At 73.0% G+C, this 20,595-nt stretch carries 17 protein-coding genes; 7 read left to right on the top strand and 10 right to left on the bottom strand.

Going from position 1 to position 20,595, the window contains the following annotated elements; genetic code table 11:
* Window positions 1-103: 103 nt before the first annotated feature.
* The 4 genes from mvaD to ACGFRB_RS04375 all read left to right on the top strand — a co-directional run bounded on the left by mvaD (window position 104) and on the right by ACGFRB_RS04375 (window position 4,639).
* Window positions 104-1,123, top strand: a complete 1,020-nt coding sequence (gene mvaD, locus ACGFRB_RS04360; protein ID WP_393238799.1) for a diphosphomevalonate decarboxylase — start codon at window positions 104-106, stop codon at window positions 1,121-1,123.
* Window positions 1,120-2,196 (top strand): mevalonate kinase, encoded by a 1,077-nt coding sequence (locus ACGFRB_RS04365; RefSeq protein ID WP_393238802.1) that lies wholly within the window; start codon window positions 1,120-1,122, stop codon window positions 2,194-2,196. Before mvaD ends, ACGFRB_RS04365 begins: the two co-directional genes overlap by 4 nt.
* Window positions 2,197-2,360: 164 nt before the next feature.
* The gene (locus ACGFRB_RS04370; protein ID WP_393238805.1) at window positions 2,361-3,449 is read left to right on the top strand and encodes a terpene synthase family protein; all 1,089 of its coding nucleotides are present in this window, start codon (window positions 2,361-2,363) and stop codon (window positions 3,447-3,449) included.
* A 38-nt stretch (window positions 3,450-3,487) separates the two neighbouring features.
* Complete coding sequence (locus ACGFRB_RS04375; RefSeq protein WP_393238808.1) at window positions 3,488-4,639, top strand: terpene synthase family protein; 1,152 nt, start codon at window positions 3,488-3,490, stop codon at window positions 4,637-4,639.
* A gap of 87 nt (window positions 4,640-4,726) precedes the next feature.
* Here the strand turns inward: ACGFRB_RS04375 and ACGFRB_RS04380 are convergent, their stop codons facing one another.
* From ACGFRB_RS04380 to ACGFRB_RS04395, 4 genes are all read right to left on the bottom strand, one after another.
* Window positions 4,727-7,333 (bottom strand): Ig-like domain repeat protein, encoded by a 2,607-nt coding sequence (locus ACGFRB_RS04380; protein WP_393238811.1) that lies wholly within the window; start codon window positions 7,331-7,333, stop codon window positions 4,727-4,729.
* A 320-nt stretch (window positions 7,334-7,653) separates the two neighbouring features.
* On the bottom strand, window positions 7,654-7,980 hold the full coding sequence (locus ACGFRB_RS04385) for a DUF6087 family protein (RefSeq protein WP_363003907.1): 327 nt from the start codon (window positions 7,978-7,980) through the stop codon (window positions 7,654-7,656).
* Between the two features lie 96 nt (window positions 7,981-8,076).
* Window positions 8,077-9,555, bottom strand: a complete 1,479-nt coding sequence (locus ACGFRB_RS04390) for an amino acid permease (protein ID WP_393238814.1) — start codon at window positions 9,553-9,555, stop codon at window positions 8,077-8,079.
* Window positions 9,552-10,340 (bottom strand): gamma-glutamyl-gamma-aminobutyrate hydrolase family protein, encoded by a 789-nt coding sequence (locus ACGFRB_RS04395; RefSeq protein WP_393238821.1) that lies wholly within the window; start codon window positions 10,338-10,340, stop codon window positions 9,552-9,554. Before ACGFRB_RS04395 ends, ACGFRB_RS04390 begins: the two co-directional genes overlap by 4 nt.
* 58 nt (window positions 10,341-10,398) lie before the next feature.
* Between ACGFRB_RS04395 and ACGFRB_RS04400 the strand changes: the two genes are divergently transcribed.
* Window positions 10,399-11,118, top strand: a complete 720-nt coding sequence (locus ACGFRB_RS04400) for an FCD domain-containing protein (protein WP_363003913.1) — start codon at window positions 10,399-10,401, stop codon at window positions 11,116-11,118.
* 78 nt (window positions 11,119-11,196) lie between these two features.
* On the opposite strand, the gene asnB is transcribed toward ACGFRB_RS04400, so the two are convergent.
* The 3 genes from asnB to ACGFRB_RS04415 form a co-directional block, all read right to left on the bottom strand.
* A complete protein-coding gene (asnB, locus tag ACGFRB_RS04405) occupies window positions 11,197-13,038 on the bottom strand; it encodes an asparagine synthase (glutamine-hydrolyzing) (protein ID WP_393238825.1) in 1,842 nt (613 codons plus the stop codon).
* Window positions 13,039-13,497: 459 nt separating this feature from the next.
* The gene (locus tag ACGFRB_RS04410; RefSeq protein ID WP_393239445.1) at window positions 13,498-13,896 is read right to left on the bottom strand and encodes an alpha/beta hydrolase; all 399 of its coding nucleotides are present in this window, start codon (window positions 13,894-13,896) and stop codon (window positions 13,498-13,500) included.
* Window positions 13,809-14,810, bottom strand: a complete 1,002-nt coding sequence (locus tag ACGFRB_RS04415) for an alpha/beta fold hydrolase (protein ID WP_393238828.1) — start codon at window positions 14,808-14,810, stop codon at window positions 13,809-13,811. Before ACGFRB_RS04415 ends, ACGFRB_RS04410 begins: the two co-directional genes overlap by 88 nt.
* 58 nt (window positions 14,811-14,868) lie before the next feature.
* On the opposite strand from ACGFRB_RS04415, the gene ACGFRB_RS04420 reads away from it, so the two are divergent.
* Complete coding sequence (locus tag ACGFRB_RS04420; RefSeq protein WP_393238830.1) at window positions 14,869-15,081, top strand: winged helix-turn-helix domain-containing protein; 213 nt, start codon at window positions 14,869-14,871, stop codon at window positions 15,079-15,081.
* Window positions 15,082-15,263: 182 nt separating this feature from the next.
* On the opposite strand, the gene ACGFRB_RS04425 is transcribed toward ACGFRB_RS04420, so the two are convergent.
* A complete protein-coding gene (locus tag ACGFRB_RS04425; RefSeq protein ID WP_393238833.1) occupies window positions 15,264-16,628 on the bottom strand; it encodes an alkaline phosphatase in 1,365 nt (454 codons plus the stop codon).
* A gap of 441 nt (window positions 16,629-17,069) precedes the next feature.
* On the opposite strand from ACGFRB_RS04425, the gene ACGFRB_RS04430 reads away from it, so the two are divergent.
* Window positions 17,070-18,386: an RICIN domain-containing protein gene (locus ACGFRB_RS04430; RefSeq protein WP_393238836.1), complete on the top strand. Its 1,317-nt coding sequence runs from the start codon at window positions 17,070-17,072 to the stop codon at window positions 18,384-18,386.
* Window positions 18,387-18,477: 91 nt separating this feature from the next.
* On the opposite strand, the gene argF is transcribed toward ACGFRB_RS04430, so the two are convergent.
* Window positions 18,478-19,473 (bottom strand): ornithine carbamoyltransferase, encoded by a 996-nt coding sequence (gene argF, locus ACGFRB_RS04435; protein WP_393238839.1) that lies wholly within the window; start codon window positions 19,471-19,473, stop codon window positions 18,478-18,480.
* Window positions 19,474-19,810: 337 nt separating this feature from the next.
* Complete coding sequence (locus ACGFRB_RS04440; RefSeq protein WP_363003925.1) at window positions 19,811-20,383, bottom strand: hypothetical protein; 573 nt, start codon at window positions 20,381-20,383, stop codon at window positions 19,811-19,813.
* Window positions 20,384-20,595 lie beyond the last annotated feature (212 nt).

Below are 20,595 nucleotides of genomic sequence, written 5' to 3' on the forward strand. Positions count from 1 at the left end.
AATCGACGGCGATCTCTCGTCTTGCACCGTCGAATTCAGCGTGCATCATCGGATGTATGGCAGGGTTTGTGTGTGCCATGTGCGGCGGCGTGCGGGGCCGGTCGTGATCTGGGCCGTGGCCCACTCCAATGTCGCCCTGGTGAAGTACTGGGGAAGGGCGCCGGGGCCCGGTCACCAGCCGGCGGGCACCAGCGTGTCGCTCACGCTGGACGGCCTCGCCTCGGGCGCCCGGGTGGAGGAGCGGCCGGCCGGAAGCGCCGACCGCGTCGGCTGGGATCCTCCCGGCCCCGTCGCGGAGCTGAGCCGATTCGTCACACTCGCCCGCGCGCGACTGGGCATCGGACACCCGCTCGACGTCCTGATCACCTCGAACTTCCCCGTCGCCGCCGGCCTGGCATCCTCTGCCTCGGCCTACGCCGCCCTGACCACCGCGCTCGCGGCGCTCGCGCCCGGCCGGCCGTCCGCCGACGGGCTCGCCGCGCTCGCCCGACAGGGCTCGGGTTCGGCGTGCCGCTCGATGCTCGGCGGGTTCGTCCAGTGGCGGCCCGGAGCCGACGCCGGAGCCGTCACCCAGCTCGCGCCCCCGGAACACTGGCCCCTGGCGGTCCTCGTCGCGGTGACCGATGCCGGCCCCAAACGCGTCCCGTCGCGCGAGGGGATGCTGCGCACCCGGGCGACCTCACCCTTCTACGAGGCCTGGCTCACGGCGGGCGGGGTGGATCTGACCGTCGTTCGGGAAGCCGTACGCGCGCGCGACCTCCCCGCCCTGGGCGCGGCGACCGAACGCAACGCCCTGCGCATGCACGCCGCCGCGCTGGGCGCCGAACCGCCCCTGCTCTACTGGGAGGCCACGACCGTCTCAGTGATGCGCGAGGTGTGGCGCCTGCGGGAGGATGGTGTGCCGGCGTTCTTCACCGTCGACGCCGGGCCGCAGGTGAAGGTCTTGTGCGAGCCCGCCGACGCCGACCGGGTCGAGCGGGCTCTCGCCGGTGTTCCCGGAGTCCTGCGGGTCCTGCGCTCGCGTCCCGGCGGCGCGCCGCGGACCGGCCCGGAGCCCCCCTCCTGGGCCGCGCCCCACGCCTCACCGGGCCCCCCGGGGGACGAGAAGGGCCCGGCCGCATGAACGAGGTGAGGGTGTTCGCCCCGGGAAGCCTGTTCGTCATCGGGGAGTACGCCGTGCTCCACGGCGAGCGGGCCCTGGTAGCCGCCGTGGATTCCGGCATCGAGTGCCGGGCCGCCGAGGCGGCCGGCTGGTGGCTCAGCGCACCGGACCTCGGTGTCGACATGCCGCTGGAGGACGTCCCCCGCGACTCGGGCGCCGGCCTGCTCGCCGAGGCCGTCCAGGCCGGGGACGCGGTCTTCACCGGCCCCGGGCCGCTGCGGGTGACGGTCCGGGGCCACGGTTGGGGAGCCGGCGAGAAGATCGGGCTGGGCGGCAGCGCGGCGAGTGTCGTCGCGGTCCTCGGCGCTCTCGCGGCCGCCTCGGGCCACGACGTGACCTCACCGGCCCTCCGCCGGGCCCTGCTGCCGGCCGCCGTCGACGTCCACCGCGCCCACCAGGGCGGCCGGGGCAGCGGCGGCGACGTGGCCGCCGCCGTCCTGGGCGGTTGGGTCGGCTACCGCACCGCGGACGGGACTCCGCACGCCGAACCCGCCCCCGTACCGCCCCGGCCGCACCTCGCCGTGGCCTGGAGCGGGCTCAGCGCCTCCACCCCCGCCGGCATCGACCGGTTCCACCGGATGGGCAAGGCCGGGGTCGACCGTTTCCTGGCGGCCCTGCACGACGAACTCGACCGGTTCTGGGCCGCCTCGCGCGCCGGCGACTGGGCGGGATTCCGGCACGCGCTCTCCGCCTACGGCACCCTCCTGGACGATCTCGCGCGCCGCCTCGCCCCCGGGGAGGCGGCGCGGATGGCGCTGCTGACGCGCGCGGCGGCCGACCGCGGCGTCGCCGCCAAGAGTTCCGGCACGGTGGGCGGGGACTGTGTCATCGCCGTCGGCCCCGACGGCGCGCCGCTGGCCGAGGTCCGCAGGGCGTGGCGGCGGCTCGACGCCCTACCGCTGGACGTCGCCCCGGACACCGGCGGCCTCCGTCCGCTCGGGACGTACGGGTCCGGTGACCGGCCGACGGACCCGTACGACTCCGGCGCCGGTGTCCGCGACCGGCCACCGGATGTCGGGGAGGAGGGCCGATGACGCGTGAGCCGGCCGGGCCCGGGCCCCCGGCACGCACACGGCAAGCGCCGGCCGAGCCACTGTCCGCAGCCGCGGCCGGCCCGGCGGTCCCCGACCCCCGACCCCCGGCACCCGCCCCGCCCCGGCCCGGCCCGGCCCGCGACGAGCGAAGGAGCAGCCAGCCCATGACCATCCGGTTCGAGATACCGCCGCTGTACTGTCCGCTGCCGCCACCCCGCCCCCACCCCGACGAGGCGCTGCTGGAGAAACGGGGCCTGGATCATCTGGAGGCATGGGGGCTGACCGCCGATCCGGTGGACCGGGTACGCGCCGCCCACACCCGCTCCCACGAACTGATGGCCCGGATGACCCCCGACGCCCCCGCCGATCCGGTCCAGCTCTCTGTCGACTGGGCCTACATGGCGTTCGCCCTCGACGACCGGCGCACCGATTCCGGCCCCTCGAGCGCCGACACCACCGCCCTGTGCCTGTGGTTCTCCGGCCTCGACTACGCCGGCACCACCCTGGACACCACCCCTCTTCCCGAAGACGTGTTCTACCCGGCCGTCGCCGACCTCTCCGCGAGGATCAGGGCGGCGACCACCCCGGCGCTGTGGCGCCGATGGCTTACCGAGAACAAGGCCATGGCCTGGGCCGCGCTCTGGGAAACGTCGCACCGCACCAGCGGCCGGCTCGCCGGCTTCGCGACGTTCCTCACCGTGCGCCCCGACCTCGGAATGGGTCTCGGCACCCTGGTCTGCGCCGAGATCGCCGCGGGGCTGCGGGTGCCCGAGGACGAACGCAACGATCCGCTCGTCCGTGCCGTCACCCAGGCGGCCGGTCTGCTGATCACCCTCGACAACGACCTGTACTCCTTCCCCAGGGAGGACCGGGCGGCCCGGCTTGCGGGCCGCGACCCGCTCGCCGAACCCACCCCCATCCCCATCCTCATGCGCGAACACCGGAGCACCGTCGCCGAGGCCGCGCTCCGGCTCGTCCTGATCCGCGACCGCATCATGGACCGGGCTCTTCGCCTGGCCGAGCGCGCCGCCTCGCGGCCCTACAGCGACGACACCCGTGCCCTGCTCGGCATCGCGCTCGCCGTCGTACGCGACCACCTCGACTGGGCCCCGCGCGCCGCCCGTTACACGGACCCGGACGGCACCCACCCCGACGCCATCGACCTGCGGTGGAACGGACTCACCGCCACCCCGCCCGCCGACGACCGTCCCCTCCCCTACCCGGCCGTCTCATGGTGGTGGGACGTGGACTGATACAGAGCCTGGACCGAGGCAGCGAAAAGAGGCCCGAGATGGCCGAGACCGTTCCGTACACGGCCGTGCACGCCGCACGCTTCGCCCGGCTCGCGGAGGAGTGCGAGCGGTTGTCGTCACTCGGGGAGCTACCTCTCGCCCTGAGCGACATGTTCGATCACGACGGTTTCTCCATCGAGGAGTACTGCCGGGACACGGCGCCCAACCCGCACGCCGAGGCGAGCGGGGCCGCGGTCCGGCGCTTCGCCGAACACCATGGAATCTGGCTGGCGGGCCTCAGCGACCACGTCCTGGACATGGGCTCCTGGCTCAACCCCCGGGCGGATCTCGAACGGCTCACCTCGATCGGCAAGACGTACGCGATCGACTGGTACCTCGACGACACCATCGGACGCGAGAAGTTCGCCGCGATGTCCGGCGAGGAGCGGGTCCGTGCCGCGCGCAGGCGGGAACGGATCATCGCGCTGTTCCGGGCGGCCGGGGCGGACAACGGGCACCCCGGCGACGGACCCGCCGCGGCCGGCCGCGCCGGGGACGGCACCGACGCCGCCGACCCGGTCGAGGAGGCGATGCTCCAGGTGCTGGAGGAACTGCGCGACGGCTCGACGCGGGAGTGGTACGACCGGTTCGTCGGGCAGTGGACCGACCACGTGGCGATGATGTGCCGGGACCAGAACGCGCGCGCTTCCGGATTCCTGCCCGGTGCCGAGGAGTACACCGAGCGCCGCATCGTCATCTCCGGCATGCCCGGGGCGATCAGCCTCGGCGAGTTCGCCGCCGGCCGGTTCCTCACCCGGCGGGACCTCGCCGCGTCCGGCACCGACGCACTGGTGGACCAGGTCTTCCACCGGATCTGCGCTGCGTGCTGCCTGTCCAACGACCTCTTCTCCTTCCCCCGGGAGCTGCGGGAGAACTGCGACGCCAACGCCGTCGTCGTCGAGGCCCTCAACCGCCCCCGGCTCACCCTCGCGCAGGCGATCGCCGCCACCATGGACCGCGTCCGGCACCACACCGCCGGGTTCCTGGACGCGGCGGCGGCCCTGGAGACGAGCGCCGCCGGGATCGGTGCGCGCGAACCGAGGGAGAGTCTCGAAGAGTTCACGCGCACCGCCCGGGACGCCCTGCGCGCGACCTGGGCCTGGCAGATGCGCAGCCCCCGCTACCGCGAGACCCGGGCCGTCTTCCGCTGAACGGACACCACCCCACACGCCGCGCCCCCTGGCCCCGACATGTCCGGGGCCAGGGGGCGCGGTCGACGAACCGGAACCGACTATCCGTCAGTGCTGTTCGGGGTCAAGGCGGTTCCGGCCATCGCGGGCGGCGCAGCCGTCGCGGGATTCGTCGCAGTAGCCCTCGTGCTCCTTGTTCACCTCCACCGTGATGGTGGCGGTGGCCTGGTTGCTCGTGACGTGGCCGCCCTGGGGGTCGGTCGCCGCCGCGTGGGCGGTGTTGGTGACCTCGCAGCGCGTGACCTCGTGGTCCCCGTACCCGTCCCCGCTACCTCGTGCGGGCGTCCGGCAGGGGGTGACATCGGCCTGGGTGATCGTGTGGCTGCCGCGGCAGGTGGTGCTCTCGCCGGGGGCCAGGGTGGTCGCGTCGCAGACGCCCCCGGCGGCCTTGTCGTCGGTGACCGTCACGTTCCCGAGGACGAGGTTGCCGGTGTTCGTGACCGTGTACGCGTACGCGACCGTGTCGCCCACCCGGAACGGCCCGGCCGACTCCACCCGCTTGACCAGGGTCAGTTCGGCGGTCTGCCGCCGCTCGACCGTGAGGGTGGCCGTGGCCTGTTCACTGGCGACCTCGTTCCCCGTGGGCTCCAGCGCCCTCGCCTGGGCCAGGTTGGTGAGCGCGCACCCGCCGTCCACCGGCCTGCACGGGGTGATGTCGGCCTCGGTGACGAGGTGACTGCCGTGGCAGGTGGTGTTCTCGCCAGGGGCCAGGGTGATCGTGTCGCAGACGACGCCGGTGACCTTGTCGTCGGTGACCGTCACGTTCCCGAGGACGAGGTTGCCGGTGTTCGTGACCGTGTACGCGTACGCGACCGGGTCACCGACCTGGAACGGCCCCGTCGATTCCACCCGCTTGTCCAGGCCGAGCGAGGGGTGCGGGGACTGCTCGACGACCACCACGACCTCCCCGGACACCGAGGGCGGGCAGGTGCCGTCCCCCAGGTAGTGGGCGGTGATGTGGTGGGAGCCGAGGGCGAGGTCCGTGGTGGTGAGGGTCGCGGTGCCGTCCGGGCCGAGCGGGGCGGTGCCGAGGGAGGTGGTGCCCTCGAAGAACTCGACGGTGCCGGTGGGCGTACCGACGTTGCAGGTCACCTGTGCGGTGAGGGTGACCGGGTCGCCGGGTGCGACCGTCGTCGGGGAGGCCGTCAGCGTGGTGGTGCTCACCGCCTGGGTGACGGTCACGGTGGCGGGGGCGGAGGTGGACGGCGGGCAGGTGTCGTCGCCCAGGTAGTACGCGGTGATGGTGTGCTGTCCCTCGCCGAGGTCGCTCGTGACGAGGGTGGCGGCTCCGTTCGGACCAACCTCGGCGGTGCCGACGACCGTGCCGTCCTGCCTGCGGAACTCGACCGTGCCGGTGGGCGTGCCCTCGCTGCACGCCACCTCGGCGGTCAGGGTGACCGGCTGCCCGGGGGCGGCCGTGGTCGGGGAGGCCGTGAGCGTGGTGACGCTCACGGCCCGCTCGGCCGCGGCCAGGGTGTGGAATTCGCCCGCCCCGATGGTGGTGGCCCGGGTGTAGGCGGGCAGCCGGGTCTGGACCGGGGTCGAGCGGTTGGTGGTGGTGCCGTCGCCCAGCTCCCCGTTCGCGTTCTGGCCCCAGCCGTAGATACGGCCCTCGGACGTCAGCGCGATGCTGTCCCGGCTGCCCGCGGCGATCTCGGTGACCCTGACACCGGCGGGCAGGAGCGTGTCGACGGGAGTGAGGCGCTGGATGTTGGTGCCGTCGCCCACCTGGCCTTCGTTGTTGCGCCCCCAGCCGAGGACCCGGCCCTCGGAGGTCAGTGCCAGACCGTGCGCGTTGCCGAATCCGCCCGCGGCGATGCCGGTCGCCACGGTGCCGGCGGGCAGGTGGGTCTGGACCGGGGTGGTGCGCTGGACGAGGGTGTTGTCACCCAGCTGGCCTTCGTTGTTGCGCCCCCAGGCGAGGACCCGGCCGTCGGTGGTGAGCGCCAGGGTGTGCTGGCCGCCGCCGGAGGTGAGGGCGACCTCGGTTCCGGCGGGCAGGAGCGTCTGGACCGGGGTGGGGACGATGCCGACGCCGGAAGCCCCGTTCCCCAGCTGCCCGTAGGTGTTGCGCCCCCAGGCGAGGACGCGGCCGTCGGTCGTCACCGCCGTGGCGTGCTCGCCGCCGCCGGAGATCGCCGCGATCTCGGTTCCGGCGGGGAGGTGCACCTCGACCGGGGTGTGGCGTGCGGTGGTGGTGCCGTCCCCCAGCTGCCCCTCGGTGTTGTTGCCCCAGGTGAGAACCCGGCCTTCGGAGGTCAGCGCCATGCTGAAGTAGTAGCCCGTGGACACGGCGGTGATCCGGACGCCGGCGGGGATGTGCACCTCGATCGGGATCGAGCGGCTGGTGGTGGTGCCGTCGCCCAGCTGGCCCACGCCGTTGTACCCCCAGGCGAAGACCCGGCCGTCGGTCGTCAACGCCACACTGTGGTACTCGCCCTTGCTCGCGAGGGACGCCACCTGGACACCGGCGGGAAGGCGCACCTGGACCGGCGTGGAGCGGTTGGTGGTGCTCCCGTCCCCCACCTGACCGTCGCGGTTCAGGCCCCAGCCGAGGAGGAGAGGGGTACGGGCAGGCGTGGGCGGCTGGGCGGCCGGCGACGGGGGTGCGGCCGGCCCGATCAGGCAGAGCGTGGCCGCCAGAAGGGCGAGCACGACCCTGAAGGCCCCGCTTCCAGGGGTACTCGGCCTCGGCCTCGACGCTTCCGCACTCTTCATGACTCTTTTGGTACGGGTCCCGATCGGCCGCCCCCGGCCGACACACCGGCGCCACACGGGAAAGGCCCCGACCAGCCGCATCCCTCACGCGTACGACCCTGATCGCTTCCGACGCCCCCTCGCCGACCTGGGTGAGGGAGCGTCGGAACCGGTCAGGGTCGCAGGGGTACGGAGGGCCGAGGGGGTACGGGTGCCGGGCGCCGCACATGTCGCCTGCCCGCGCCACGCGCGTCACCCTCCGCCCCCCGTGGCGACGCCTACTGGTCCCGTTCCTCCGCCGGGTCCTGTTTCCGGTGCCGCCCCCGCGCCTCTCCCATCGGCGGACGGTCCCACTCGGCGGGCCGCTCCTTGGCGGGCCGGGGCGGATAGAGCACGGCCTTGGCGGCGGCCAGGTCGTCGACGACCCCCACCGCTTCCCACTGCTCGCCGGTCCATCTCTCGATCGCTCTCGGCGCGCCCGGGTCGACATGCGCCCCACGGTGTCTCCCGCTCCCGAGCGGTACGGCCCGCAGTTTGCCCGTCGAGGCGGCCCGGCGCTCCTCGCGCCGGCGCGCCCACTCCTCCAACGATTCCTCATCGTCCATCGCCGCATCGTGGCGCAGTGGCGCCCCCGCCCGCCACCGTGTCCCCCGTGCGGGTGACACTCGTCGGCGGGCCGGCGGCGGCGAGGTGACAGGGCTTCAGAGAACGGTCGGGCGCTTGCGCTGCAGCCACAGGCCGCCGAGGGCCGTGGCCACGGTGAGCGCCAGCGCCAGTACGGCGTCCGCGCGCGATTCCGGCAGGACGATCATCACCGCGTAGAGCGCGAGGAGAGCGATCAGCGTCGCCCAGGTGAGCCAGGGGAAGAGCCAGACTCCGGCGCCGGATGCGGGCCGGCGTCCATCGGCGCGGTCGTGACGGCCGAGTACCAGGTGGGCCGCGGCGATGCCGATCCAGGTGACGTAGACGGTGTCGCCGGTGATGTCCACGAGCCGGCTGAACGCCGTCGTCGGGTGGAAGACCTGGAACAGCAGACAGAGCACGGTCAGGGCGACGGTGAGCAGGATGGCCGTGTGCGGCACCCCGCGGCGCGAGGTGCGGGCGAGGACGGACGGGGCGTCGTGGTCCCGGGCCAGCGCGAAGAGCATCCGGGAGCTGGCGTAGACCTGGGAGTTCATCGTGGAGAGCATCGCCGCGAACAGCACGACGTTCAGCACGGTGGAGGCTCCGTGCAGCCCGAGATGGCCGAGGGTGGCGGCGAACGGGCTCTCCCCCACGGCGGCGCTGTTCCAGGGCAGGAGCAGGACGATCACGGCCAGCGAGCCGAGGTAGAAGACGGTGACCCGGAAGAGGATGGTGCGGGTGCTCTTGCGGATCGCGGCCGCGGCGTCCTCGGTCTCGCCCGCGGCGATGGTCACGATCTCGGTTCCGGAGAAGGAGAACATCGCGCCGGAGGTGGCGATGACGACACCGCTGAGGCCCATGGGAAGGAAGCCCCCATGGTCCACCAGGTTGCCGACGCCGGGCGCGTCCGTGCCCGGCAGCAGGCCGGCGACCGCGACGAGGCCGACCGCGATGAAGAGCGCGATCACCGCGACCTTGATCCATACGACCCAGAATTCCATCTCCCCGTAGGCGCGTACGGAGGTGAGGTTGACCGCGGTCACGATGCCGATCATGACCAGGGCCGTCAGCCAGACCGGCAGTGCCGGGATCCAGCCGTGCACGATCCGGGCGATCGCGATGGACTCGACGCACATCCCCAGGGGCCAGCCGACCCAGTAGATCCAGCCGCTGGCGAATCCCGCCCAGCGGCCGAACGCCATCCGGGCGTACACGGCGAAGGCGCCGGTGTCGGGCCGGGTGATGGACATCTCGGCCAGCATGCGCATGATCAGGATGACGATGGCGGCCGTCAGCGCGTAGGCGATCAGGATGCCGGGGCCCGCCTGCTGGATGCTCACTCCGGAGCCGACGAAGAGTCCGGCGCCGACCGCACCACCGATGCTGATCATGGTGATGTGACGGCTGTGGAGGCTGCGTGCCAGCGAGGGCTTGCCGGTGTCGGCCTTGACCTCGACCCCGGCCGCGTCGCCGCTGCCGAGCGCCCTGGGGCCGCCCGGCTTCGTCTCGCCGCTCCCGGCTCCGGCGGGGGTCGTCAGCCCCTCGCTTCCCGTCACGGCCGGCCGCCCGCGGGCCGCTCGAAGCGCACCTGCTCCAGCAGCGCGCGGAACAGCGGCAGTCGCAGCTCCGCGCTGGGTACGAACGCCTCCGGATGCCACTGGACGCCGACGCTCCAGGCGGTCGTCGCCGCGCTCTCGGCGTCCGGGTCCACCTCGATGGCCTCCACGGTTTCGTCGTCGGCGCGGGCCGACACCACGAGGCCCTCGCCGACCCGGTCGACGGCCTGGTGGTGGCCGGAGGACACCGGGATCCGGTCGGCCCCGAACACCCCGGCCACGGTGCTGCCCGCGGCGAGCGCCACCTCATGGACGGCCCACTCCTCGCCGCCCACCGGGTCGTGCGCGACGGAGGTCTTCGGCAGGTCGAGGTGGAGGGAGCCGCCCCGGAGGATGTTGAGCAGCTGCATGCCCCGGCAGATGCCGAGCATCGGCAGCCGGTTCTCCAGGGCGTGCCGGATGACGGCGATGTCGAGCCGGTCCTGCGCGGGGTTGACGTCGTACAGCGCCGGGTGGTCCGAGTCCGCTCCGTACAGCGCGGGATCGACGTCGCCGCCGCCCGGCACCACGAAGCCGCGGCAGCCGGCGACCTGAGCGTCCAGCGGGACACCCTCGGACTCCGGGCGCAGCAGGACAGGCTCGGCGCCGGCGGCGCGGATCAGTTCGACGACGTCGTCGAAGATGCGGTTCGCCTCGATGACGCGCTGGTCGGCACCGGGCGCGTCCGCGTCGCTGAGGCGGACGGGTATGCCGATGCGGGGTGCCGGGTACTCGGGCGTGCTCATAGGCTCTCCCATTGATCGCAGGTTGCGGTAGGAATGCGAAATCTAGAGGATAGGTTTCATGGACGACAAGGGTTGGGCGCAACACATTGCGCCGGTGCGCGCCGCGGGAGCCGCGGAAGCCATCGCGCGACGGCTCAGCGAACTCATCGGCGCGCGGATGCTCGTCGGCGGCGACCGCTTCCCCCCGGAGAAGACCCTTGCCGAGATGTTCGACGTCGCCGTGATGACCATCCGTCATTCCATGGCGGTGCTCCGCGAGGAGGGGCTGATCGAGACCCGGCGCGGCCATCGCGCCGGCACCTACGTGGTCCCTGACGTCCTCGCCCGGATCCGCGAACTGACGGCCCTCCACCCGTACACCCAAGAGGACATCGAGGAGTTGACGGCCTGGCGGGTCGCCGTGTCGGGAGAGGCCTCCGCCAGGGCCGCCCGGCACGCCTCGGAGGCGGGGCTGGCCCGGCTGCGCGAGCTGGAGACGGCCGCCGACGAGGCGGTCGCCGACGCCGAGGGGTATCGCACCCTGGACGCCTGCCTCCACCTCCACATCGCCGAACTCTCGGGATCCCGGCGCTTGTTGGAGGCGGAGCAGGGCATCCAGGACGAGCTGACCCGGCTGCTGGCCGACCACCCCGGCGGGGTGGAGGCGCGCAGTACGCCCGACCAGCAGCACCGCGGTCTCGTGGGGGCGATCGAAGGCAGCGACCCGGCGCGGGCCCGCGCGTGCTTCGCGGTCCACGCCCAGGCCACGGCCGATCTGTTCCTGCCCTTCGTCCAGTAGCCCTTCGTCCAGTAGCCGTTCGGCCGGGAACTCTTCGGCCAGGAGCCGCCGGGGCCCGGGACCGGGCCCGGCCGGCGGTCAGTCGAGGGACAGCTCCGGCTTGTAGAGCTCCAGCCACAGGGCGAGGTCCAGCACCCGTTCCAGGCCGCGGCGGGAGTCCTGGGTGATCTGCGGGGTGTCACGATGGGCGGCCCGCCGCACCCGTTCCCGGTCGACCAGGTCGAAGACGGGGTGGGAGGGGCGCGCGAGGAGGTCCTTGGCGTGCCCCTGGAGGGCGACGGCGTACCCGGGGTCCTGGGTCGACGGGTAGGGGCTCTTCACCCGGTCGTAGACGGACTTCGGGAGCAGATCCGCCGTCGCCTCCCGCAGCAGGCTCTTCTCCCGGCCGTCGAAGGACTTCAGGGACCAGGGGGCGTTGTAGACGTACTCGACGAGCCGGTGATCGCAGTACGGCACCCGTACTTCCAGGCCGACCGCCATGCTCGCGCGGTCCTTGCGGTCGAGCAGGATCCGTACGAAGCGGGTCAGGTGGAGGTGGCAGATCCGCCGCATCCGGTACTCGAAGTCGCTCTCGCCGTCCAGCCGCCCGATGCCCGCGACGGCGGTGCGGTAGCCCTCGGCGATGTACGCGCCGAGGTCCAGGGCCTCGGTCAGGACGGGACTCAGTACGTCGATGTCGTCGCCGAAGTGCCAGCCGGAGCGGACGAGCCAGGGGAAGGTGTCGGCGTGGCGGGCCTCCTCGTCGAAGAACTGGAGGTACCCGCCGAAGACCTCGTCCGCGGACTCCCCGGACAGCGCGACGGTGGAGCGTTCACGGATCGACCGGAACAGCAGGTAGAGCGAGGTGTCCATGTCCCCGAAGCCCATCGGGAGGTCACGGGCGCGGATCACCGCGGCCCGTACGCCGAGATCGGCGAGGGCGTGGGAGCCCAGGACGATGTCCTGGTGGTCGGTGCCGGAGTGGCGGGCCACGTCGTGCACGAACGGAGTGTCGGGGGTGGCGCGCAGATCGTCGGCGACGAAGTTGTCGGCCAGTCCGGCGAAGTCCACCGCGAAACTGCGGACCCGCTCGCCCTTCTCCGCGAGCCGCCGCGCGGCGAGAGCGGTCATCGCGGAGGAGTCCAGGCCGCCCGACAGCAGGGTGCAGCGCGGCACATCGGCGACGAGCTGCCGCCGCACGATGTCCTCGAGGAGCGAGCGGACGGTCGCGATGGTGGTGTCCCGGTCGTCGGGGTGCGGCCGGGTCTCCAGCCGCCAGTACACGCGCCGGTGCGGTCCTTGCCGGTCGACGGTGACGACGGTGCCGGGTTCGAGCTCGTACATCCCGTCCCAGACGGCGTGTCCGGGCGTCTTGATCATCGCGAACAGCTCTCGCAGTCCGTCGAGGCGCACCCGGGCGCGGAAGTGCGGGTGGGCGAGGATCGCCTTGGGCTCGGAACCGAAGAGAACGCCGTCGGCGGTGAGGTGGTAGTAGAACGGCTTGATCCCCATGCGGTCGCGGACCATCACGAGCGTGTCCCGGCGGCCGTCCCAGAGGGCGAACGCGTACATGCCGTTGAGCCGTTCGGCGAGCCCGTCATCCCATTCGAGGTAGCCGCGCAGCACGACCTCGGTGTCGGAGTCGGTGGTGAAGCGGTGACCCCGGCCGATCAGCTCGCCGCGCAGCTCGGTGAAGTTGTACGTCTCCCCCGAGTAGACGAGCGCGACGGTGCCGTCCGGGGTCTCCACGCTCATGGGCTGCCGCCCGCCGGGCAGGTCGATGATCGCGAGCCTGCGGTGCCCGAGGGCGGCGGGCCCCTCGATCCAGGTGCCCCGGTCGTCGGGCCCCCGGCAGGCCATGGTCTCCGTCATCGCGTCGACGGTCGCCTGCTCGGTCCGCAGATCGCGGTCGAAGGAGACCCATCCGGTGATGCCGCACATGCGCTACCTCCCGGTCCCGTGTGCCGGCACGGCCCGTTCGCCCGTGGCTCCGGCAGAGCCTCCGGCCGCCCGGACAAACAAGTTGTATTGAGCAGCTACATGACGAGCGTGCGCTCCGCGCGCGGGGCGGTCAACTCGGCCGCGCCCCGGCCGGCGCCCGCCGCCCCACCGTTTCGGCCTGGTTTTGCGATACGTGTACGCACCAATCAGGCGGGCGTCCCACGTGTGCGGTCGGATCTCGGCCATGGGTAAAGAGTTCCCCCGGATCTCCCCACGCGTCCGGGCCGCCGGCTCTCCCGCCTCCTGCCGCTCGCCGGCCCGTCTTCGCGCTGCGGGCATTCACGGCTGCGGGCATTCACGCCTTTGGTGGGTGCTGCCGGGCGGCGCCACGGCCGAAGGGCACGCCGTCACCGGCGCGCCCTTCGGCCCCGTACCCCTCCCGTACCCCTCGTGCCCCTCTCAGCGCTCCAGCAGGAAGTCGTACACCGCCTGACGCCCCCGGTCGTCGGCCGCCCTGCTCTGCACCGAGTGGGCCACGCCCGGCACCACGACGACCCTGGCCCGCGGGGTCATCCTCTTCTGCTCGTCCAGCCATTCCACGGGAGTCGACAGATCACGGCTCCCGCCGAGCAGCAGCACCGGCACACCCGGCAGCGCGCGCCGCGGCGGCGGCAGTTCCTCCGTCGGCGTGCTCGGCCAGTGCAGGCAGCCGAGCAGGGAGCCGAGGCCCGTGGCCGTGGCCGCGTCGAAGGGACCGTAGTCGGCCGGGGTCAGGTTCTCGGCCGCCCTCTCCAGTGCCCCCGGCGGCCGGCCACCGGAGCGTCCGAGCTGCCCCAGGGAAAGCGCCCGTCCAGACAGAGCGTGGCCGCGTGCAGCCCCTGGCTGAGTTCCTCCGCGCTCGCCGCGCCACCCTCCCGTGCGCCGGCGATCAGGGCCCGCAGCAGCGCCGGGTCGCCGGTCGCCGCCTCGTGGAGGGCCCCGATCATCTCCGTGTAGTCGGGGTCCACGAACTCCCAGGTGGTCAGGGCGTCGATCACATCGGGACCGTTGCGGTACCTGCGGACCACCTCGGCGAGATCGGCCGCCGGGTCCGTGGTGCACCCGGTCGCCCGGCACGCCTCCGTCAGCACGCGCGGTGCCGCGCGCAGGGCGACCCGGTCCATCGGGTCGCCCCCGGTCTGCGGCACCACCGAGTCGAGGACCAGCCGCGCCACGTTCCCCGGGTGTGCCAGGGCGTACCGCTCGGCGGTGTAAGTGCCGTACGAGACCCCGTCGAGCGTCATCCTCCGTACGCCCAGCGCCTGGCGCAGGAGCTCCAGGTCGGCGACCGTGTCGGCGGTGCCGTAGAAACGCCGGCGGGGACCAAGGGCGGCGGCGCACTCCGTCACCGCCCGCACGGTCGGCGGCGTGAGGTCGGACGACCCCATCTCCTCCTGCAATCGCGGGCATTGGAGCGCGCCGCCGCCGGTGCCCCGCTGGTCGATCATGACGAGGCGGTAGTCCTTCAGTACGGGCGCCATCTTCTGGCTCAGCCGCTCGACGAACGGCACGCCCGGCTGGCCGGGGCCGCCGGTGAGGAAGAGCAGGACCCCCTTCGGGGCCGTCACGTTGTCCGCCATCGCGACCTTCAGGCCGAGCCGTCCCGGATCGCCGCCGCCATGGTCGAGCGGGACGGTCAGCGTGGCGCAGGTGTAGCCCGTCAGGCCGGGGCAGGGCGCGGCGCCGGAGAGACCCCCGTCCCCTCCGGACCGCGCCCCTGTCGCCCCGACCACCCCTGCCGTCCCGCCTTGGGCCGCCGCCGAGGCGCCGCCCGCCCCGGAGCCGGCCCGGTTGCTCGGCCCGACCCGCGCCGGACTGCTCGCCGCCCTGGTCCGTCCGGCCTCCACCGCGCAGCTCTCCGAGCGTCACTTCCTCAGCCCGGCCACGGTCTCGTACCACCTGGGCGTCCTGTACCGGGCGGGGCTCGTCACCCGGGCCCGGGCCGGACGCGCGGTGCTCTATCGCCGTACCCCGGCGGGCTCCCGGCTGGCGGCGAACCGGTGACGGCACTCCGGGGCGGGGGCCGAGGGAAATCGGCGAACACTGGTGGAACCGGTGGCGAGGAGGCCCGTCACGGGGAATGCCGGAGGGGGGAAATACGCGAAGGGGGACCCGGTGGCCGGATCCCCCTTCGTCCCCCCGTCTCCCTTACGCGGCCTTACCCGGTCCGACCGCGGTCAGGGAGTTCAGCGCAGGCGCAACGCCTCGCTGATCGTCGTGAACAGGTCGGTCTGGTTGGTGACGCCGAGCACGCGGTACGCCTGCGGGCCCTGGGCGGCGATCCGGACCTCGGTGCCCGTGTGCTCCTGGGACTGGCCCGGGGTGTTGGTCGAGTAGTTGACCTTCAGCCGCTGGCCCTCGTCGGTGACGAGCGTGGCGGACAGGCCGGGCGGGGCCGCCTCCAGCGGGACGATCTGGCTGCTGTGGCCGTGGTCGGCGGTGGTGACCACCAGGGTGTCGGGGTGCTTCGCGGCGTAGTCGCGGGCGACCTTGACCGCGCGGTCGAAGGCGGCCGTCTCGCCGATCTGGCCGCACGGGTCGGCGGCGTGGTCCTGCTTGTCGATCGAGGCGCCCTCGATCTGGAGGAAGAAGCCCTCCTTGGAGTGGCTCTTCTTCTGCTTGTCCTCCAGGAGCTGGATGGCCTTGGTCGCGGAGTCGGCCAGGCTCGGCGTGGTGGCCGGGCGCTTGGGGTTGGCGGTGACGCAGCGCTGCGGGTCGGTGCCGCCCACGGCGGCCGGCTTGCCGGCCCACTCGACGGGCACGTTGCCGGGGGCGAAGAGGCCGAGGACGGGGCGGTCGGCCTTGACGTTCTTCAGGCCCGCGTCGTCGGTGACGACCTGGTAGCCGAGCTTCTGGGCCTGCTCGGTGACGGTGAGGCCCTTGAAGGCGCCGTCGGTGACCTTCTGGTCGAACCGCTGCTTGCCGCCGCCCAGAAGAACATCGACCTTGTGGTTGACCGACTGCTCGGCGATGGAACCGAGGCCGCCGGCCGCGAGGGTGTCGACGGGGCACTTGGCCATGTCGGCCGGGCCCTGGCAGGAGCGATCGGTGGCGTGCGAGGCGAGCACCGCCGGGGTGGCGTCGGTCAGTTCGGCGGTGGTGACGCTGCCGGTCGCGTAACCCTTGCGCTGGGCGAGCTCCAGCAGGGTCGGGACGGGCTTGTTGGTGCCGGGCGTCTTGGAGATACGGCCGTTGACCGTCTTCACGCCGGTGGCCCAGCCGCTGCCGCTGGCCGCGGAGTCGGTGACGTACTCGGGCGTGCCGTCCTCGTGCACCGCGTACGTCGTGTACGCGCCCGTCAGCGGGAACTGGTCCATGGCGAGCCGGCCGGCCGCGCCGACCGTGTAGTCGCGGGCGAGGGTGATCTCGGAGTCACCCATTCCGTCACCGATGAGCAGGATGACGTTCTTCGCCTTGCCCCCCTGGATCGTCGCCTTCGTCCGCTGGACGGTGTCGAAGGCACCGGCGGTGGACGTGACGGCCACGGCGGCCGCGGTCGCGGCGACCAGGGTTGCGGCGGCCACGATGCGGCGGCGAGTGGACTTGGGCACGAATACCCCTCCTCGAGGTGACGAACGGACCGGCGCGGGTGTCCGGCCTGGGCCAGACCATCAGGCGTGGGCGACGCCCAGGTGAACTGCCCGCCGCAGGCACGTATCCCGGAGGCATCCAGTGTCGGACGGAGCATCGCCGCGCGGGCGGAGGCACACCCTCCACCACGGAAACGAACGCGCGCCCGGAACGTTGCTCCGACGCGGCCGGGACGCCTTCCCGGTGGGGTCCCGGCGGCCTCCCGGCGGTACGGGAGACGGGGGCCGGGGGTCCGATGCGGCGCAGCCGGTACGGGTACGGGGCCGCGCGTACGGGTCGAGGACCGCGCGTACTCCTGCCCCGGGAAGACAGAGGCAGGGCGGACCGGAACACGCCCGTGCCCGCATGTTCGATTGCCCTGCCCCTGGTTCCGGCACGAGCGCCCTGGGACAGTGCGGCACATGACAACCAGTCGTCGAAATGCCGGAGTCGGCGGCTCCCGCCGGCCGGGCATCCGCGCGTGCCCGCACCGCGTGGCGGCCACCGTGATCACACTGCTGCTCGCCTGCGCGGGGCTCTTCGCGACCAGCGAGGCCGCACAGGCGGCGAACCCCGACAGCCATGTCGCCGCGACCTGGAACATGCAAGCCGGACCCGACCGCTGGGCGGGCGCCTACAACCTGGCCCGCACCCACGATGTCGTGGCCCTGCAGGAAGTACCCCAGGGGCAGCCCGCGGGGTCGTACTACCAGGGCATGGTCAACGGCGTCGAGCACTACCTCTGGATCCAGGGGGACAACGGGCCGCTGCGCCACCTGTACATCCTGCGCACCACCACCCGGAACCTCGGCATGGTCACCGCCTGGCAGCCGGACAACGTGCTGCCCATCAATGGTGTCTACCGACCGGCTCTCGGGGTGGTCAACCGCGCCGACGGCATCCTGTTCGCGTCCGTGCACGCCGCCTCCGGCGGCGGGAACGACGCCGGGTCCCTGCTGCGCCGGATCGCCGACACCGCCTTCTATCAGGGGTTCCTGGACTGGGCGGCGCTGGGCGACTTCAACCGCTCCCCGCAGGACCTGCCCGCGCTCGGCCTGCCCCAGAACGCGCGTATCTACAACGGCGGACAAGCCACCCAGCAGTCCGGCAACGAACTCGACTACATGGTCTCCGACGTGGACACCGACCGCTGGCAGGCCAGTGTGCTGCCCAACTACGGCAGCGACCACTGGCCGGTGCGCTTCGGGGCCCTGCGGGCCGCGGCGGGCCCCGCCGAGCTGACCATCCACGCGGACAACAGCGACCGGCTGCTCGACGTGTACGGGGCGCAGAGCGCCAACGGCACCCATGTGATCCAGTACCACGACGACGGCGGCGACAACCAGCGCTGGTACCTGCGGTGGCTGGGGATCCTCGGTGACACCGGCAAGCCGATGTACCGGATCGTCAGCAAGGCCAGCGGCAAGTGCGTCGACGTGGCCAACGGCCAGCACTCGCACGCGGGCGACTACCTGAACATCTGGGACTGCCACCCCTCCATCGGCGAGCCCGGCTCCGGCGGCCCGCGCCGCGACACCCAGAACTTCACCCTGGAACACCCCGACCCGGTGTTCCCGAACCTGACCGTGCTGCGGGACAACGGGACCGGTCTGTACGCGAACATCAACCGCAACGAGACCGGCGACGGCGCCTGGGTCATCCAGTGGACGTACCAGCCGGGTCCCCACCAGCCCGATCCCGTGGCCAACGAGACCTTCTACCTGCACCCCCGCGAGTAGCGTGCCGAGTCCGTGCCGGCGCCGTCGCGGTCATCCGCGGCGGCGCCGTCGTGTGTGATCGCGGCGGCACCATCGCGTGTGAGCGCCGCGGTCAGACCGTACGCCGGCGGGCCGTGGTGATCAGGGTGTGGAGCAGGGCCTGGGCGGTGGGCAGCCGGTTGGCCGCCTGGCGCCAGACCAGGGACCGGGGGCCGTCGAGCACCTCGGAGGTGACCTCCTCGCCCCGGACGGCGGGCAGGCAGTGCATGGCCACCGCCTCACCGGGAGCGTGGGCGAGCAGGGCGTCGTCGACGCGGTAGGCGGCGAGGTCCCTGGCGCGTTCGGCACGTTCGTGGTGCTTGTCCATGGACACCCACACCTCGGCGTAGACGGCCTGCGCGGAGCCGACGGCCTCGACCGGATCGGTGGTCAGCGACACGGACCCGCCGTGCTGGGCCATCAGTTCGCGTGCCTCGCCGAGGATTTCCGCGTCCGTCTCGTACCCGGGCGGGGCGGCGATCACGAGGTGCATGCGGGAGGCCGCGCACGCCGCGAGGAACGAGTTGCACGTATTGCTCGCGCCGTCCCCGATGAAGGCCACGGTCAGGCCGTCCAGCGTGCCGAAGTGCTCGCGCAGCGCGAGGAGGTCGGCCAGGGACTGGCAGGGGTGGTGGGTGTTGGAGAGCGCGTTGACGACCGGCACCGTCGCGGCATCGGCCATCTGCTCCACGATGGCGTGGTCGAAGGTGCGGATCGTGAGGGCGTCGAGGAAGGACGACAGGACGCGGGCGGTGTCGGCGGGGGTCTCGCCGTGACCGAGTTGCATGTCCTCCTTGTTCAGCACCATCGCCTTCATGCCGAGCCGGTGGGCGGCGGTGGCCAGGGAGACCCGGGTCCGGGTGGAAGGCTTCTCGAAGACGCATCCGATGGCGCCGCCCCGCAGATCCCGCTCCCACCCCAGCGGTTCCTGTTTCATGGCCGCCGCCAGGTCCAGCAGCTCCACCAGGGTCCGGGGATCGAGGTCGCTCACCCGCAGGAGGTCGCCGGGGACCTTGCCCGTCACCGTCGGCCGGCCGGCCTCGGACAGGATGCTCGTCTGGGTCGTCATCGTGTTCTCCGGCTTCGTCGACGCGTCCCGCGCACGGAGTGCCGTCGGGCGGGGGCTGTTGTCGCCAGCGTGCTCGACGGCCGCCGGGGGCGCACCCCGGCGGCCCCGGGCGGGTGAGCCGCCGTGGCGCGGTCCCCCGGTCGGCCGGAACACGGGTGCGGCGCGAAATCCCCGCCGCGCCCCGGCCCGGGAAGACGCCCGAGTGGAAGGCGCCCGGAACCGGAAGGCGGGTCGCTCGCGGGACCGCGCCGCCCCGCGGCGGGCCGGGGCGCGGCAGGGCAGAACGGGACGGCGGGCCGACGGGGCCGGGGCCTGCGCTGACCCGGGGCGTCCTCGCTCAGTAGTAGCCGCGGTCGTACCGGCGCAGGCGGGTGGTCAGGGCCTGTTCGGTGCTGCCGAGCGCCTGCGCGATCTCCGCATCCGGATACCTGCCCGTGGCGGCGCGGGCGAAGTAGCCGCCGGAGCAGGCGATGATCGAGTCCAGTTCGCCGATGACCCGCAGTCCGGCCAGGATGTCGCCGTGCTCCAGCTCGTCGACCCGTACGCGCAGCCGGGCGATCAGGTCGACGAGGTCCTCGGGGATCGGCCACGCGCGCGCTGCCGTCTCCCGGGCGTGGGTCGCCCAGTCCTCCTGCGGGCCGGTGATGTCGTAGCGGTACGGCTCGCGGCGGGAGACCTTGTCCCACTCGATCGGGTAGGTGTCCTCGCCGAACCAGCCGCAGGCGCACGCCCCGCGCATCCGCTCCGCGCGCGGTGCGCCGAATGTCCCGTCGTAGATATGCCAGTCCGTGGACTTGTGGAAGGTCGCGCCGCTGCCGATGTCGTAGTGCACCGGACCGGGCACGGTGCCGTCCGGCAGCAGCACCCCCACCCGCCCCCGGTGTCCCTCCGCACTGTCCAGCTCCCACATGGCCTGCCTCCCCTTCCCTCGTCGCGGGACCGCTGCCGCGGGGCGCCGCAGCGGCACGAGGTCCCACCCTGGCCGACCGGCCGGACGTGGCGCAGGCGAACTCCGGCATATTCCCCGGGCGAGGGCCACGCGCGCCGGGGCGGACGGTGGTGCGAGGGGGCGCGCGCTTGCCTCTGCGCGCCGGGGAGATCATCCGGTCCTTCCGCCGCCTC

Source organism: Streptomyces sp. NPDC048718, from assembly GCF_043198875.1.
Taxonomy (GTDB): Bacteria; Actinomycetota; Actinomycetes; order Streptomycetales; family Streptomycetaceae; genus Streptomyces.